Origin of the sequence: Paenibacillus tabacirhizosphaerae, from assembly GCF_040812395.1 — a bacterium.
Lineage (GTDB): Bacteria > Bacillota > Bacilli > Paenibacillales > NBRC-103111 > Paenibacillus_E.
The window spans coordinates 304,552-321,107 of record NZ_JBFNXH010000005.1; the positions used below are offsets into that span (position 1 = coordinate 304,552).

A 16,556-nucleotide genomic window follows, 5' to 3' on the forward strand; every position below is an offset into this window, starting at 1 on the left:
CCAATGTGGGAAAGGCGGCTTTTTTTATTGAGGAGGTTATGAAGATGGGTTTCCAACAAGAGCACGAAAAACTTATCCAAGCTCATGATGAAAGGAGGACTGGCGAACGATTGCGTCGATTGCGGGAAGGACATGGTCATGCGGAGAAATTATTTTTGCAACAAGTATGGTGGGGGGCAGTAGGTCATTTTCGGCACCTTCATCCAGAATATGAAGTGAAAGATTTCACTGATGGTTCGCGATATGTCGATTTCGCCTATCTACGGCCACCCTACCGTATTTGTATTGAGATTGACGGGTATGGTCCCCACGCCAGAGACGTTGACAGATGGCGCTTTGGAGACAATTTATTTAGGCAGAACCAATTGGTCCTAGATGATTGGAAAGTATTGCGTTTCTCCTTTGACGACATCGCTCAAAAGCAGCGCCGCTGCCAACAGTTCATCTTGCACATGATGGGTCGATGGTATGGGGAAGCCAATCAGCCTAATGCCATTTCACTCACACATCGAGAAAAAGAAATCGCACGCTTGGCCGCATTTGCTGTGGAGCCGCTCACACCTAAGGCAGTAGCCGTCCATCTTGGTATTCGGGTGGAGCACACACGTAGATGGCTTCATGAGCTTCATCGGAAAGGTGTTCTACGGCCTGCAAGCGGCGGGAAGCAGCGGATTCGATCATACGTCCTCGATTCCGCTGGCAAGCAGCTCTTCTTATAAGAGCCCCCGCGGGCTCTTATTTCCTCGCTATTCGCGCAAGCCTAGCGCTTTAAGAGTCTCCGGAGACTCTTTTACTCCTCGCTTCCCGCTTCGAAGCCGCGATATGGCTCTTTTAGAGCCCCCGCGGGCTCTTATTTCCTCGCTATTCGCGCAAGCCAGCGTTTTAAGAGTCTCTAAAGACTCTTTTCCTCCTCGCTTCCCGCTTCGAAGCCGCGCTTTTGCTCTTTTTAGAGCCCCCACAGGCTCTTATTCCCTCACTATTCGCGCAAGCCAGCGTTCTAAGAGTCTCCGGAGACTCTTTTCCTCCTCGCTTCCCCGTGCTCGAACAACTCCCTTTCAAGAACAAAAAGCCCTCCCTCCGATCGAATCATAATGATCCGATTGAAGAGCGGGCTTTTCAAACTGCCTATTCGCGCAAAGCGTAAGCGATTATTCGCTGATGTAAGAACAAATATAATCGCTGACCGTTTTCACTTCAAGCTTGAATTTCGAATTCGCCGGAACGGTAAATTCGCCTTCTCCGCTGATCGAAATCCACTCATTACTGCCAGGCAGTTGAACATTCAACTCGCCCGCTTGAATTTCCATAATTTCTTTCAAGTCTGTACCGAACTCATACTCGCCCGGCATCAAGATGCCGAGTGTTTTTTTGGTGCCATCAGCGAATTGCACCGTACGGCTCGTTACTTTACCATCGAAATAAACATTGGCTTTCGTTAATACCGTTACATTTTCAAAGCTGGACATGGTTCGTGGTTCCCCCTCTTCATCATTAAACGCTAATACGGTACGCGACCAGTAAGTGCTGATCGCGTACCGCGAAATTATTTCAACAGAGCTTTAACTCTGGCTACTACATTCTCAGGCGAGAAGCCGTATTCTTTCAATACGAGATCGCCAGGAGCGGAAGCGCCAAATGTGGAGATGCCCAGAATTGAGCCTTGATCTCCTACATAACGTTCCCAGCCGAGCGGGTAAGCCATCTCTACAGCAAGACGTTTCTTCACTTCAGGCAAAATAACGGAATCTTTGTACGCTTGCGTTTGTTTCTCGAACAACTCCAAGCTCGGCATGCTGATGACGCGTACGTTAATGCCTTCATCTTGCAGCAATTTTTGCGCGGCAACAGCCAGCTGTACTTCGGAACCTGTTGCAAGGATCTGCGCATCCGGCTTGCCGTTTGCAGCATCGGAAACGACATAAGCACCTTTGCTCAGGTTCGCTTTCGCGCCTTCTACTGCGCCTTCAAGAATCGGCAAGTTCTGACGAGTCAGTACGAGCGCCACTGGACCCTGAGCTTGTGCAATTGCATAGCGCCAAGCTTCAGATGTTTCGTTCGCATCTGCTGGACGAATAACCGTGATACCTGGAATTACGCGGAGCGCAGGCAATTGTTCGATCGGTTCGTGTGTCGGACCGTCTTCACCTACCGCGATACTGTCATGCGTCAAGACGTAAATGACAGGAAGCTGCATAAGAGCCGCCAGACGGATGGAAGCGCGCAGGTAGTCAGAGAATACGAAGAATGTGGCTCCGTATACTTTCACCCCGCCATGCAGCGCCATACCGTTCATAGCCGTACCCATACCAAACTCGCGCACGCCAAACCACAGATTGCGGCCGGCATAGTTGCTAGCGCTGTAGTTGGACTCACCTTTGATCATCGTGTTGTTTGAGCTGGCAAGGTCAGCGGAACCGCCGATCAACTGCGGTAATTTGCCTGCAACTGCATTAATGGCATTACCAGAAGCCGCGCGAGTCGCAAGAGGCTTGTCCGATACTGAGTAAACAGGAAGCTCTGCATCCCAACCAGCAGGCAATTCATTGCTGACCGCCATGCTGAACTGATTGCCAAGCTCTGGATACGCTTTGATGTAATCCGCAAGTAGCGCACTCCAAGCTTGTTCCGCTTTGCTGCCTTCTTCTTTAATTTGAGCGTAGTGAGCTCTAACTTCGTCAGGAACCAAGAAGTCAGGCTCTTCCGGCCAGCCGTAGGCTTGCTTCGTCAACTTCACTTCTTCGCCGCCCAGTGGTGATCCGTGAGGTCCAACGTGGCCGCCTTTGCCGCCTTTGTTCGGGCTGCCGAAGCCGATCGTCGTTTTCACTTCGATCAAAGTCGGACGCGTTGTGTCGGCTTTCGCTTCTGCCAACGCTTTGGAAATAGCCGCCAGATCGTTCTGCTCTTCCACGCGCAGCACTTGCCAGCCGTAAGCTTCGAAACGTTTTTGCACGTTCTCGGAGAACGCCATATTCAACTCGCCATCCAGCGAGATATCGTTGGAATCATACATCATAATTAACTTGCCGAGCTTCAAGTGACCAGCCAAGGAAACCGCTTCGGAGGAAACGCCTTCCATCATGTCGCCATCCCCGCAAATTGCGTAAGTGTAGTGATCGATAACCGGGAAGTTCTCTTTGTTGTAAGTCTCTCTCAAATGAGCTTCAGCCATGGCCATACCGACAGCCATACCTACACCTTGTCCAAGAGGACCTGTCGTTGCATCCACACCAGCCGTGTGGCCGTACTCTGGATGTCCTGGCGTTTTGCTTCCCCATTGGCGGAAATTTTTAATTTCCTCCATTGGAAGGTCATACCCGCATAGGTGCAACAGGCTGTATAACAACATAGAACCATGTCCGGCAGAAAGAACAAAGCGGTCGCGGTTGATCCACTTTGGATTCGCTGGATTGTGCTTCATATGCTGCTTCCACAGCACGTAAGCCATTGGCGCAGCTCCCATGACCATACCGGGATGGCCTGATTTGGCTTTCTCTACAGCGTCGATCCCCAAAGTACGAATCGTGTCGACGGCTAATTGCTCGATCGTTTTGTTTGAACCTGTCATTGATCTTACCCTCCTATATTTTGTTGCAATGGATGTTCTACTGCTTGTACATACAAGTCTTTTTTTCTAACTTGAATAATTGTACCATTTGCTTTGAGGCTTTGCCACAATAAACCACTAAAATCGTAAAGGCTATGCAGGCATATAGTTCCAGAGTACCTTTTTCTCCACGTATCGAAACAAAAAAGTTTCAAATAACGTCTAATTTTATACATATATTTTAAGAAAGCGAAATGGAGGTACTGATCGTGCCAACTGCTGCATGGACGGAGAAAGAGATTATCCACTTGCTCAATCGCGCTGGTTTTGGGGCAAGCGAATTAGAGATTGAAGTCTGCTTGTCCTATGGAAAAGAAGAAACAGTAAATAGGCTTATCACTGGAACCCCGTTAACCATCCAACAGGCACCTCTTTCTAAACTGCAGGATATTATTCTTGATGGTAAAAACCTTACTGTAGAATCGCTAGCCGATCAGCAATGCTACTGGTTTTATAGAATGTTGAACACTGGAGCTCCGCTCATTGAAAAGATGGCTCTTTTCTGGCATGATCATTTTGCAACATCCATCAACAAAGTTGGAAAAGCCACTCTGATGGCGCGGCAAATCGACCTCTTTCGTGAGCATGCTTTAGGCTCCTTCCACGATTTGCTCCTTGCGGTTGGGAACGATCCGGCCATGATGATTTGGCTCGATGCGGCACAGAACCGAAAAGGAAGCCCGAATGAAAACTATGCACGCGAAGTCATGGAGCTGTTTACGCTGGGCAGAGGCAATTATACCGAACCGGATGTAAGAGAGGCAGCACGTTCTTTTACCGGTTGGCGGTATGATTCCAAAAATGATCAAGTGATCTTCGATCAGAAACAACATGACGACGGACAGAAAACTGTTCTCGGCAAGCAAGGCAATTTCGACGCTGAGGACATGACCGATTTACTTCTATCCCAGGAATCATACTATACCTTTATTGCTACCAAACTGTTGCAAACCTTTGTCCATGAGACACCTTCTGCATTTTGGATTGATCGGACAGTAGCTCAATTTAAAAAATCCCACTCCATCGGGGACGTTCTCTCCTCCATCTTCCTATCTAACGAGTTCTATCAAGAATCTTTACGCCACTGCATCATTAAATCACCAGTAGATTATGTGGTTACGATTATAAAAGCGCTCGATCTTCCATTATCCAAAAGTTTGGCTAATTTTACAAAATCCATGGGACAAGAATTATTCAATCCGCCAAATGTATCGGGCTGGGAAGGAGACTCGTCCTGGCTGATGACAAGTTATATGTTATCTCGTCATCAATTTGCCGAATGGGCATCCAAGTCGGTAGATAAGGACTGGTTTAATGTGAACATTTCCAATACAGGAAAGATCTCGATTGAAGATCGGATAAAAAGATGGAGCACTTTGCTCAGTATCGATCCAATCAGTGAAGTAACGCTTAAGGGATTGGTTCAATTCGGGGAAAAAAGCCTGGTCCAAACGAATGGCAACTTACGACTAGCGCTGCAATTGCTGCTTATGAGTCCTGAATGCCAATTAAAGTGAACCGAGGAGGAAAATGATGAAACTAACACGCAGAGCTTTTCTAAAAAAAAGCACCGCCATGATCGCAGCCCTAAGCTTTAGCGGGACCATCCTAGGCACTGCAAAAGGGCGTGATATCCTTAGCGGCAACGCGGAATTCAACGGCTATCACCACGTCAAATCTCCTGTACTTGTCGTTGTTCAGTTATCCGGTGGCAACGATGGGCTTAATACCGTTATCCCTTATGGTAAAGGGGAATACTACGATGCAAGACCGACTCTTGGATATAAACAGCATGAAGTCCTTCAAATCAATAATGAGGTTGGGTTACATCCTAGCTTAACTGAGCTGCATAACATGTATAAAGAAGGACAGCTAGCTATTGTACAAGGCGTTGGATATCCCAAACCTGATCATTCGCATTTTCGTTCGATGGATATTTGGCACACCGCTGAACCAGACAAGTTGATCGAAACTGGTTGGTTAGGCCGTTATGTCAGTTCATCTCTATCCAATTATTCGCTGCCGGCCATTCAAATTGGCGGTATTCGCAACAAAGCGTTTCTCCATTCCGATTTTGATATTCCTATCGTTCAATCTTTGGAGCAATATCATGCATTTAATGTAAAAACAGCAGCCAACATCAAACAAAATATAACTTCAGCGCTTAAAGACATTTATCGCCAGCAGACTGAACATCAACTCCTTAAGATTGTAAGCCAACAAGGATTGGCTGCATTTCAAAGTGTTGATACTATCCAATCTATTGTAAGCAGCTACGTAAACTCGACCCCCTATCCAGACACCAGCTTCGCTAAAAATCTGCAGCTGACCGCTAAGCTAATAAGCGGAAAACCCGGTACCCGCGTGTATTACATACAGTTAGGCGGTTTCGATGATCACTCACAGGAAAAACAACAGCATATGAAAACTTTGACCCAATTGGATAGCGGACTTGGGGCTTTCTATCGTGACCTAAAGACAAACAACATGGAAAAAGATGTGATCGTTATGGTATTCTCCGAGTTTGGGCGCCGTTTGAAAGAAAACGGAAGCGGAGGAACTGATCATGGCACTGCCGCTCCCGTTTTCATCATGGGTGATCATGTGAAGGGAGGGTTATATGGAACTTACCCAAGTTTAACTCAACTGGATTATGGCGATTTGCGGTATGAAGTAGATTTTCGCTCCATTTATTATACGCTGATTGAAGATTGGCTGCGCGGCGATGCCCAGAATGCTCTGCTCGGCAATGCATATGAAAAGCTAGGTTTTATATGAGAGGCAAAAAACATAAAAACCGCTTGTGTAACAAGTGCTGGATTCCTCTAGCATACTTGCCCGCACAAACGGTTTTTCTATTAATTAAACACAACTGTCTTATTGTTATGCACAATAATCCGATCTTCTACATGCCAGGCTACCGCTCTGGCCAAAACAATTCGCTCGATGTGACGTCCTATGCGCTTTAAATCCTCTACGTTATCGCGGTGGCTTACCCGCTGAACGTCTTGTTCAATAATGGGGCCGCCGTCCAACTCTTCCGTCACATAGTGAGCAGTCGCGCCAATGATCTTCACGCCGCGATTATGAGCTTGCGCATAAGGTTTGCCACCCACAAATGCCGGAAGGAAAGAATGATGAATGTTGATGATTCGGTTCGCATAATGCTTAATAAAAGATGGCGAAACGATCTGCATATATCTCGCGAGAATAATGGCATCGACTTGGTCTCCGACCACTTCCAGTTGCTTGCGCTCAGCTTCCGCCTTCGTATCCGCTGTAACAGGAATATGATAATAAGGGATGCCGAAGGGCTCCACCAACGGCTTCAAGTCTAGATGATTGCTGATCACCATTGCGATATCTGCGTTGAGATCTCCTGCGCGCCAATGCCAGAGCAGCTCCAGCAAAGCGTGATCTTCCTTGGACACAAAGATGGCCAGTCGTTTCTTCTGGCTTGCCAAGGATATGCTCCAATCCATCGAAAACTTGTCCGCAACAACACTGAAATCCTGCTTCAACCGTTGGACACGGTTAGCGAGGTCCGACAAATCGAACTCGATGCGGATAAAAAACATGCCGCCTTCCGGATCCATCGTATATTGATCCGATTGCACAATATTCGCGCCATATTCAAATAAAAACTGCGAAACAGCTGCTACAATGCCCGGCTGATCCGGGCAAGAAATTAGCATTCTTGCTCTGTTGCTGTGTTTACCCCGTTCCATTTCTTTTTATCCCCCTAGAAGCATTCGAAATTGTCTGTCTCTTATCTACACTTTTTTAAGAATTTCACTACCTGCAAGCCATACAGTCAAACGCTGGTTAATCTGCTCCTCGCTCAGCTCAGGCAGAAGACGCTCCTCATGAACGATGTCGTATAAGCGCTCAAGCGGCTCGCGTCCGTCAGCTTTTTTCGCTTTGGCATCGCTCTTCAAGATCTCCCATGTGTTTAAAATAAAATCACGATGGTGGATATCTTTTTTCCCGAATAAATGGTCGATTCGCTCCACATGTTCCAAGAATTCATTGCCAAAACGCCCACTTAAATTGCCGGAGAGCAGCGCAATCTCTACTTCGTACATTGGACGCTGGGTTTTATCTTCTTTACCAATCCATGGCGTTTCCAGAATCATCGGCAAATGCTGCAGCTTATCATGACGCGCCACATTGTTCATCGCTTGGAAACCAATCCAACCCGAGCCTACCGGTGCGTGACGGTCCTTGCTCGCTCCACGCGGGTTTTTACTGTCATTCAAGTGAATGACACCCAGCTTGTCCAGACCAACCGTACGATCAAAGTGATCCAGTACGCCGTCCAAGTCATTCACAATGTCATAGCCCGCATCGTGAACGTGGCACGTGTCCAAACAAACAGTGAGCTTGCTGTTCTCTTCTACTTTATCCATAATTTCCGCGATTTCTTCAAAACTTCTGCCAATTTCGGTGCCCTTGCCAGCCATCGTTTCAAGCGCAATATTTACATTCGTGTCTTTGACGCCTGCCAGCACCTCATTCAGACCTTCAGCAATTCGTGCAATTCCATACTCGGCGTCCTTATCCGTATATGCGCCGGGATGCAAGACTATATTACGAACACCGATATAATCGGTACGGCGAATTTCCTCTTGAAGGAAGCGGACTGCCAGCTCGAACGTGTCCTCTTTGTAAGAGCCCAAGTTAATGATATATGGCGCATGAACGACAATTTCATGAATGGCGTGCTTGTCCATTAGTGCCTTGCCTTCTTCAATAAATTGAGTTTCAATCGGTTTACGGCGTGTATTTTGCGGTGCCCCCGTGTATATCATAAATGTAGAAGATCCGTATGAAATAGCTTCTTCAGCTGCATTTAACAAACCTTTATCTGAGAACGAGACGTGCGATCCAATTTTCGGCATGATTTATTACTCCTTTTCGCGTGGTCACTACCTTCCTATTTTACTCGGAATGTCGCAAGAAATCTAGAAATTTGGTATAATTCAAATCATGCAACGATGCCAATCAGTGAGGTGACAAATAAAATGGACAATAACTTTTTCACGTGGTTCATCATCTTCTGGGTATTTGTCCTGCTCTTCTTCATGTCCGTAGGCGGATACTTCATGTTCAGGAAATTCCTCAAGGTTCTTCCCAAAGAAGACGGTAAATCCAAGCTGGACTGGCAAAATCATTACGTCGACAGTTCTCGGCACCTCTGGACAGACGATTCCAAATCATTTCTAGACAAACTGGTATCTCCCGTACCTACGGCCTTCCGGGATATTGCCAAGCATTCCATCGCTGCTCGCATCGGGCAAGTCGCATTGGAAATGGGCGCTAACGAAGTAACGCGCGCACATTGTATCGAGGGGTACATTCTTGCGACGCCGCGGCGCGACTATAAGAGCTTGACGGCCTTTCTCGAGAAACAACAGATTGATTATAGCGCTTATAAGCATTTATTGAATTAATGAACGCTTATCAAAGCCATTTATGCGCACAGCGCTAAAACGTTCCTTGTACCTGGAAAGTTTTAGCGCTGTGTGCTTTTTTACATTACCTCCTCTTGACCAACAGGGATAATTCTCTTTTCTACAATTTTCGCATGGAATCTTCTTATTTATAACTCTCCAGAACTATACCAAATTTTACCTTTTAAATCTATGATTGTAAGAATAATCGAATAGGAGGCTGTATTTTGTGACAACAAAAACTAGAACGAATCATTTGTTTTTTATTTTGGGGATGTGTATCGTTTTACTCCTTAATCTGACCATTCCTACGCTGGGAGCAAGCACAGAGGGTTATACGATTCTAGAAGAGGTACCTGGGAAAGTTGTAGATTTCGACGACTCCAGGATACTGTATGTGGATAACAATTCATATTTATCGGTAAGAGACCGATCTACCCAACTCGACACCTCGATTGCACGAGTAAATTTTTATACTGATAAATGCTACTTGATTGACAACGGTGTGGTGTATGCGAAATACATCAACAACAGTAAATACGATATTTATGAATGGAATGGAGGAACAATTACCCAGCTAGCATCCCAAGTTCGCTTCTTCAAAAAGGCGGGCAAGTTCATCACTTACGGTACAAATACTTCAACTAATAATCAATTTGCTATCTCGCTCTACGATACGTCAAGCAGAACCCTTTACCCTGTATCCGAACAAAATGGAACTTTGGGGAATGGTCCTGATATATCCGCAGATGGTCATTTAGTATACTCCACAAACTCGTCCATGCTAAGCGGTTATCTGGTTTCTTATTTTAATGGGGTTACCCAAATGTTAAACATCCAAGGTTCAAATCCCAAAACAGATGGTGAGCGCGTTCTATACTCCAGATATAATAACGGAAGCGCAGAAAGATATGAATTATACATTTACCAGAATCAAACCGAAACTTTAGTCTCATATGCTTATGATCCATTTTCTGCATATGAGCTTAATAACGGATGGATTGCATACACGGCTCCATTTAGTAGCAAAATTGGATTAAGAACTCCAGCGGGTCAGACTATTAAGATTACTACGCAAGATTCAGATAACAATGGTCTCATTCTCAACAAGAACGGCGAACTTATCTATAATAGTGGTTTTAGTGATTCCAATTTATTTTACACGAACCCATCAATGGTTGGAAACGCAGAAGCTATCCATACTCTCAACGGCCAGTTATACAAACTTATTTATATGGATTCAAAAGAAAAATGGTATGGATATGCGCCAGGATACCTTTTGGAATATAATTTCAGCCATGAACCCGTCCAAATTCCAGTCGAGTCAGTTGACATACCACCTAGTTTACAAATAGTTATGAATAAAAAACCAAGCGCTGGATTGAATTATCACCTCTCTCCAACGAATGCAACCAACAAAAATGTAACTTGGGAGACAAGCAATCCTCTGGTAGCAACCGTTCAAGATGGAATCGTTACAGCGGTAAGCCCTGGTTCAGCAACTATTAAAATCACCACAGAGGATGGAAATTTCTCCGCGTTCAGCAATGTACACGTAGTAATTGGCGTAACGAATATCTCAGTAAACCAATCCAATCTAGCTTTACATATATCTGAATCTGCTCAAATTCAAGCATCTATCCAACCGTCTGATGCGACAGATCAACGTATAGGTTGGGATTCCAATGATTCGAACATTGCTTCTGTCGATGCTCATGGAGTGGTAACAGGCAAATCCCCTGGTACTACAGAAATAATTGCAACCTCTTTGGATGGTCGATTTACTGCTACAAGATCAGTTACTGTTACAGGCAATGTCGGTAAAGCAAAATTTGATTATAATTCTTTACTTCAATGGGCGGATGAGAGTTCCAGTACAGTAACTGCAAATGTTTACCGTGTTGGTGGCAGCAGGGGGACATTATTGGTTGACTACGCAACTGAAAATGATACTGCATCATCTGTCTCTGATTATGATACAACAAGAGGCAGGCTGATTTTTGAAGATGGTGAAACGAAGAAAACGATACAAATCAGATTGATAAACGATCATAAGAAAGAGCCGCTAGAGTCTTTTTCATTAAAGCTGTTAGGGCCGGCAGATGCTTTATTTGGGCCTGCAACCAATCGAACTTTTTTCATGATTAGAGATGATGATTAATTATCATTTTAGGGGAAGAAGGGCAATCATCCTGTTTGGTCGGTAAAAGTTTTCTATAGAAAAGGGGCCGCCCCTCAGCCATAATCATGGCTTCTCGGACGGCCTCTTTCCTGTTCTGATTCTCATTTACCCTTTAATCATCATCCCGAATGGCAAAGAAAGCCGTATTGGTTTCTGGACTGGCCAAGTACTCCGCGGGACCAGTTAACTTTAAGGAGAACGATTTGAAGCCTTCCTTTTTCTTATCGTCCACTAATTGGATCTGGATTGTTTTCTTCGTTTCACCGTTTGCAAAAGTTAGCTTCCCTTTCGCAGGAATGAAATCGGAATTCTCTAGCGCTGTATCGCTTGATGTTGTATATTGCACAGACACTTCGCCGCTGCTTCCTCCAACCCGATATACATTGACGGTTACTGTGCCATCGTTCTCATCGACCCATTGCAAGGTTGAATCAGGGGCAAAGCGGAATTTCCCTTGATTTTTGTAAGGTTCGGGCAGAAGTTCATATATGGAACTGCCGCTTGCCGCATACCATTTATCGGAAGAAGGGGATTTCACCCATTTGCGGGGACCTCCCATCGGCGAATCGGTTGACTCGATTTTCTTCAATACGCCTTCTTGATTGACGAAAAATCTTTCATAGGTATAATCATCGAACACTAGCAATTCTCCAATATCGGAAACAGCTTCCAAGTCGAAAAAGACCCAGTGTGGACCTTTACTCTGTTCAATTGCTCCGGATGGCGAAACTCGAAAAACGGAATGCTCATCTTGATAAGCAACCCAGCCATGATTCATTTTAACATTTACATAATCAAGAGCAGCATTAGAATTAGCCGAGATGAGTAAGGAACTGGTTTGTTCCTGAATATGATAAATCCGATGCTCAGTCAAGCCATCTTGACTTAATTTCACATAGTAAATCAGATTGCCATCTATGGAGACAGGGGTGCCATCAAAGGGAAGGTTCGTCGTCTGTCCATGATCATAGAGGACGTTCGTTCCTTGTTCACTCTGATAAACCAATTGCCCATCTTTGGATATGGCAGCGTAACTGTTCGGGAGCAGTTTGGCATTTAATTGATTCTCCGCGGATACATTTAAGTAACTATTATCGTTAGTATTATATATCCATATCTGGTAACTGCTATCAAGCGTCGTTGTGATTCTGACATAATCACCGGACTTGCCGACATATCCAATTAAATTACTCACAATTAGAGTCGGGCTTGATCCGTTGTTCCATGCATACAGATTGGAATTTCCCACAAATATTGCACCGCCGCTAGTTAGAGAACCTTGCTTGACATCTGCGAAAGGAACCGTTGTATCCTGTTTAGTGGTTCTATCCCTAATCGATACCGAATCAGTGGTGGCATATAAAATTCGGGCACTATTATAATCCAAGATTCTACCTGGAACTGTAGCGACTGCTACACTTTCCGCACTGGCTACTGAAGTTAAGGCAGTCAGCAGAACCAGTATAACTCCTAACAAGACCATTGAACGCAGCATACTTTTACAAACGGAAATAATCATATCTAACCCTCCAATTGGCATATTTTGTTACAGATTGTATCATCTTCAAGTTAATTCCACAACATGTCCAAGTCACTCCTTCTTCCATCATTTTCGCTTTTAATTATCCAAAACGCTTTTTCAGCAAATTGAGCACAAATAAGCGCATTTTCCGCTTTCGCCACAGTTGTTTCCATGTAAAAATGTGAATACAGCAAATTCGAATTTCAAGTAATCGCTTTCATGGCGTGCATAGCCGAATTTTGCTGTCATAAAAATATGGAGGAGTGGAATACCTTGATAGAACCTTCGACGGATCAAACAGTTAGCAAAGCGCTATTTCGTGAATCGACTCGTTCCATACATCGACGCCGAACATGGGAAAAAATGAAACGCTACCTCCCGCTCTATGCATTGTTTGTACCCGTGTTAGCCTACTATGTAGTCTTCCAATATGCGCCGATGACAGGTGTGATCATCGCCTTTAAACAGTACAAATTCATAGACGGCATATTCGGAAGCCCCTGGGCAGGACTAACTCATTTCAACCGTTTTATTCAGAACGGTGATTTCTGGATCATTTTCAAAAATACACTCATACTCGCCTTTTATCGGACGTTGTTCGGATTTCCAGCCCCCATCCTTTTTGCGCTTTTGCTGCACGAGATGAGATTCGCCAAATGGCGGCGCTTTTTCCAAACTGTTTCCTACTTGCCACACTTCGTATCTTGGGTCGTTGTTTACGCGCTTCTCTACAACTTTTTCTCTGAAGGCGGTCTTGTGAATTCACTAATCCAACCAACACTTGGCGACACACTGCCCTTTCTCTCCTCAACGGATTATTTCCGTACCATGTTTGTCGGAAGTGCGATATGGAAGGAAATCGGTTGGAACGCAATTATTTTTTTGGCTGCGCTTACACGCGTCGATCCCGAATTATACGAGGCATCCGCTATGGATGGAGCGAATCGACTGCACCGCCTTTGGCACATATCGCTCCCAGGCATTCGCAGCGTGATCAGCATCATGTTCATTCTTAGCCTCGGCTCCCTCATGAGCGTAAGCTTTGAGCAAATACTCGTCATGATCAACCCTCAAGTGTCTTCGATCGCCGAGGTCATCGATTACTACGTTTACCGCGTCGGATTGCTGGATACGGGCAACTATAGCTATGCAACAGCCGTTGGTTTGTTCCGTTCAGCTATTGCACTCTTCCTGGTGTTAATCGCAAACGGTCTCGCCAAAAAAATTGATGAGGAGGGTGGCATATGGTAACGCGAAAACCCGGACACCTTTTTAGACCAAGTAAGACGGATTATGTCATTTGGTTATTTCTTTTTCTGATTGGCATCTCGACGTTATATCCTTTTCTAAACATTTTGTTCGTATCGCTCTCCAATATGAAAGATATTGTACAAAACGGCGGGGTAATGTTATACCCCAAATCTTTCCATCTGGACAGCTATCAATATGTGCTTCGTTTCTCAGGACTCCTTAACGCTTACGGTATCACCGTCACCGTCACCATCGTCGGGACGATTATTAACCTGATCATGACCGCGCTAGGCGCGTATGTGTTGTCGATGCGCGACTTGCCAGGACGAAATGTGCTTATGACCATTGTTCTTATCGCCATGCTATTTAATGGGGGGTTAATCCCAACTTACCTAGTTGTGCGATCGTTGCATCTGGTTAATACCATTTGGGCCCTTATACTCCCGTTCGCCATTAATACGTGGCTACTTATTCTGATGCGCAACTTTTTCCAAGGCATTCCGACAAGCTTGCGGGAATCGGCGCGCATCGATGGTTGCTCGGAATTCGGCATTCTTGTCCGAATCATTCTTCCATTATCTATTCCGATTGTCGCCACACTCGCATTATTTTACGGTGTGTCGCATTGGAACGAATATACCAACGTCATCATCTATATCAACAATCCGAAAATAGCCACCTTGCAGCTCATTTTGCGGAAGATGTATACGTTCTCCATCGAACAGCTGGATGGTGACAACTTGCCGCCACCTGTTGAAACGATTCGCGCAGCCACCGTCATGATGGCAACTTTGCCCATTGTGATCGTGTACCCCTTCCTGCAAAAATATTTTGTACAGGGCGTTTTGGTTGGCTCCGTTAAGGGATGACCTATGGTTATAGGCGCATTTAGCTTATAATAGATTACAGTTACGAAAGGGAGATCGATTCGAATGAAACAGACAAAGAAAAGCCGTGTGATTGCATCGTTGTGTACCATCTCGTTGACTGCAGCTGTCGCTGTAGCTTGCAGCAACAGCCCCTCAAGCCCCTCCGCTTCATCAAGCCCGCAAGCTAGCGCGGGAGCAACCAATGCACCATCCGCCCCCGTACCGGTTTCACTCATTCAACCGGATCTAGGTCGAGTTTGGAAGGATGACAACCCGGTTACGAAAGAAATCGAAAAACAAGCCAATATTAAATTGGCCGTCACCATGTTCCCGAACGTCGATTACGCAAACAAATACAACGTTCTGGCAGCATCTGGAGATATTCCGGACATCATTCGCGCGAGCGGATTCGATTTTCAAAAATATGCGGATCAGGGCTTATATCTCGATTTAGCTCCTTACTTGGATAAATACGCACCCAACCTGAAAAAAGCGCTGAAGCCCGAATTATGGGATTTAACCAAATATAAAGGAAAGCAATTTGCCATCCCCTACGAAAACATAGCCGGAAAAGAAGTCCCGGTCTTGCGCAAAGACTGGCTCGATGCCCTTAACCTCAAGATGCCAACTAATTTGGATGAACTTGAAACAGTGTTGAAAGCGTTTACGTTTAATGATCCGGACAAAAATGGTAAAAACGACACTTACGGCTTCGGTACCGCGGCACGTTATGACGAATCAGTCATCCCTATTTTCGGAGCCTTCGGCGTCGCTACAGGGCAAATTGGCCAAGGAGCACCGATCATTAGTTTATTAAAGGACAATAAAGTATACCCTGTCGCCATTTCACCCGAATATAAAGCCAGCGTTGAATACTTGAAGAAGTTATGGGATGATAAGGTTATCGACCCCGAACTGTTTACTATCAAGCCTGACCAGGCTCAGCAAAAAGCAGCAAAAGGCAGAATCGGTTTCTTCACCTCATGGTGGTCCATGGTACCGCAAATCCTTACACAACAACTCAAAATGAAAGAGCTCGTGCCAAATGCGAGTTGGGAGCCCGTCTACCCTGGTTTAACTGGACCTGACGGCAAAAGCGGCATGTTATCTTATGGAAACATCGGCGCAAGCGTTTCAATTTCCTCCAAGGCCAAAAATCCGGAAGCCGCCATTAAATTCCTGGATTACTTGGCAAGCGACGAAGGATGGGAGTTATCTCACTTCGGTATTAAAGGCACTCATTACACTTCGATAACGGATCCAAGAACGCCTGACGGCCAAAAAGCGTTTGATGAAAAATGGCTAGATCCTCTAGCTCAAATCTCCTCTCGACAAGATTTGGTAGATAAGGTGAACCAGTCATCTAAAGATCCTATCCAAATCGAAAATAACCGTTTCATCTACACAGCTACAAAATACACGCTGTACCAAGATGTATTCTATGGCATTCCATTAACTGACGAACAAAAAACATACGGCGCAGACGTCTCTAAGTACGAGGAAGAAATGTTCATTAAGTTCATGACAGGAGCCGAACCGCTGAGCAAATGGAATGAATATATAGAAACCTGGAAGAAAAAAGGCGGTAAAACCATACTTGATGCCAAAATCAAAAAATATAATGAGTTAAAATCTTCTAACGTCACATCGGGCTTATAAGGATGATCGCGGGAGT

13 protein-coding genes are annotated in these 16,556 nt (G+C 45.2%); 8 read left to right on the forward strand and 5 right to left on the reverse strand.

The features are described from left to right. The first annotated feature begins 44 nt into the window (after positions 1–44). Positions 45–719, forward strand: coding sequence for a DNA-binding response regulator (locus ABRS97_RS12060; protein WP_367814128.1), 675 nt, complete (start codon positions 45–47; stop codon positions 717–719). A 429-nt stretch (positions 720–1,148) separates the two neighbouring features. On the opposite strand, the gene ppnP is transcribed toward ABRS97_RS12060, so the two are convergent. Both ppnP and tkt read right to left on the reverse strand, forming a co-directional pair. Further along, entirely contained in the window at positions 1,149–1,466 is a 318-nt protein-coding gene (gene ppnP / locus ABRS97_RS12065) for a pyrimidine/purine nucleoside phosphorylase (protein ID WP_367814130.1), read from the reverse strand. Between the two features lie 77 nt (positions 1,467–1,543). Then, positions 1,544–3,565 (reverse strand): transketolase, encoded by a 2,022-nt coding sequence (gene tkt / locus ABRS97_RS12070; RefSeq protein WP_367814132.1) that lies wholly within the window; start codon positions 3,563–3,565, stop codon positions 1,544–1,546. Between the two features lie 248 nt (positions 3,566–3,813). On the opposite strand from tkt, the gene ABRS97_RS12075 reads away from it, so the two are divergent. Together ABRS97_RS12075 and ABRS97_RS12080 are read left to right on the forward strand one after the other, a co-directional pair. Further along, positions 3,814–5,121, forward strand: coding sequence for a DUF1800 domain-containing protein (locus ABRS97_RS12075; protein ID WP_367814134.1), 1,308 nt, complete (start codon positions 3,814–3,816; stop codon positions 5,119–5,121). Positions 5,122–5,134: 13 nt separating this feature from the next. Continuing rightward, a complete protein-coding gene (locus tag ABRS97_RS12080) occupies positions 5,135–6,382 on the forward strand; it encodes a DUF1501 domain-containing protein (protein WP_367814137.1) in 1,248 nt (415 codons plus the stop codon). Positions 6,383–6,462: 80 nt separating this feature from the next. Here the strand turns inward: ABRS97_RS12080 and purU are convergent, their stop codons facing one another. Continuing rightward, positions 6,463–7,332: a formyltetrahydrofolate deformylase gene (gene purU, locus ABRS97_RS12085; protein ID WP_367814138.1), complete on the reverse strand. Its 870-nt coding sequence runs from the start codon at positions 7,330–7,332 to the stop codon at positions 6,463–6,465. A gap of 45 nt (positions 7,333–7,377) precedes the next feature. Further along, positions 7,378–8,505 carry a deoxyribonuclease IV gene (locus ABRS97_RS12090; RefSeq protein WP_367814140.1) on the reverse strand — a complete coding sequence of 376 codons (1,128 nt, stop codon included), beginning with the start codon at positions 8,503–8,505 and terminating at the stop codon, positions 7,378–7,380. A 123-nt stretch (positions 8,506–8,628) separates the two neighbouring features. On the opposite strand from ABRS97_RS12090, the gene ABRS97_RS12095 reads away from it, so the two are divergent. Both ABRS97_RS12095 and ABRS97_RS12100 read left to right on the forward strand, forming a co-directional pair. Next, on the forward strand, positions 8,629–9,057 hold the full coding sequence (locus ABRS97_RS12095) for a DUF2621 domain-containing protein (RefSeq protein WP_367814142.1): 429 nt from the start codon (positions 8,629–8,631) through the stop codon (positions 9,055–9,057). A 229-nt stretch (positions 9,058–9,286) separates the two neighbouring features. Then, on the forward strand, positions 9,287–11,218 hold the full coding sequence (locus ABRS97_RS12100) for an Ig-like domain-containing protein (protein WP_367814144.1): 1,932 nt from the start codon (positions 9,287–9,289) through the stop codon (positions 11,216–11,218). A gap of 133 nt (positions 11,219–11,351) precedes the next feature. On the opposite strand, the gene ABRS97_RS12105 is transcribed toward ABRS97_RS12100, so the two are convergent. Next, entirely contained in the window at positions 11,352–12,758 is a 1,407-nt protein-coding gene (locus ABRS97_RS12105) for a Calx-beta domain-containing protein (protein WP_367814146.1), read from the reverse strand. A gap of 276 nt (positions 12,759–13,034) precedes the next feature. Here ABRS97_RS12105 and ABRS97_RS12110 point away from each other — a divergent pair, with 276 nt between their 5' ends. The 3 genes from ABRS97_RS12110 (at position 13,035) to ABRS97_RS12120 (ending at position 16,540) form a co-directional block, all read left to right on the forward strand. Further along, on the forward strand, positions 13,035–14,012 hold the full coding sequence (locus ABRS97_RS12110) for an ABC transporter permease (protein WP_367814148.1): 978 nt from the start codon (positions 13,035–13,037) through the stop codon (positions 14,010–14,012). After that, positions 14,006–14,881 carry a carbohydrate ABC transporter permease gene (locus ABRS97_RS12115; protein ID WP_367814150.1) on the forward strand — a complete coding sequence of 292 codons (876 nt, stop codon included), beginning with the start codon at positions 14,006–14,008 and terminating at the stop codon, positions 14,879–14,881. The genes ABRS97_RS12110 and ABRS97_RS12115 overlap by 7 nt, the downstream gene beginning before the upstream one ends. A gap of 63 nt (positions 14,882–14,944) precedes the next feature. Further along, positions 14,945–16,540: an extracellular solute-binding protein gene (locus ABRS97_RS12120; RefSeq protein ID WP_367814152.1), complete on the forward strand. Its 1,596-nt coding sequence runs from the start codon at positions 14,945–14,947 to the stop codon at positions 16,538–16,540. The last annotated feature ends 16 nt before the right edge of the window (positions 16,541–16,556 follow it).

What these genes read in the sequence shown, in the direction of transcription:
- ABRS97_RS12080 (WP_367814137.1), top strand. Translation starts at nt 5,135, where the DNA reads ATGATGAAACTAACACGCAGAGCTTTTCTAAAAAAAAGCACCGCCATG.
- ppnP (WP_367814130.1), bottom strand. Translation starts at nt 1,466, where the DNA reads ATGTCCAGCTTTGAAAATGTAACGGTATTAACGAAAGCCAATGTTTAT.
- ABRS97_RS12095 (WP_367814142.1), top strand. Translation starts at nt 8,629, where the DNA reads ATGGACAATAACTTTTTCACGTGGTTCATCATCTTCTGGGTATTTGTC.
- tkt (WP_367814132.1), bottom strand. Translation starts at nt 3,565, where the DNA reads ATGACAGGTTCAAACAAAACGATCGAGCAATTAGCCGTCGACACGATT.
- ABRS97_RS12090 (WP_367814140.1), bottom strand. Translation starts at nt 8,505, where the DNA reads ATGCCGAAAATTGGATCGCACGTCTCGTTCTCAGATAAAGGTTTGTTA.
- ABRS97_RS12120 (WP_367814152.1), top strand. Translation starts at nt 14,945, where the DNA reads ATGAAACAGACAAAGAAAAGCCGTGTGATTGCATCGTTGTGTACCATC.
- ABRS97_RS12115 (WP_367814150.1), top strand. Translation starts at nt 14,006, where the DNA reads ATGGTAACGCGAAAACCCGGACACCTTTTTAGACCAAGTAAGACGGAT.
- ABRS97_RS12105 (WP_367814146.1), bottom strand. Translation starts at nt 12,758, where the DNA reads ATGATTATTTCCGTTTGTAAAAGTATGCTGCGTTCAATGGTCTTGTTA.
- purU (WP_367814138.1), bottom strand. Translation starts at nt 7,332, where the DNA reads ATGGAACGGGGTAAACACAGCAACAGAGCAAGAATGCTAATTTCTTGC.
- ABRS97_RS12060 (WP_367814128.1), top strand. Translation starts at nt 45, where the DNA reads ATGGGTTTCCAACAAGAGCACGAAAAACTTATCCAAGCTCATGATGAA.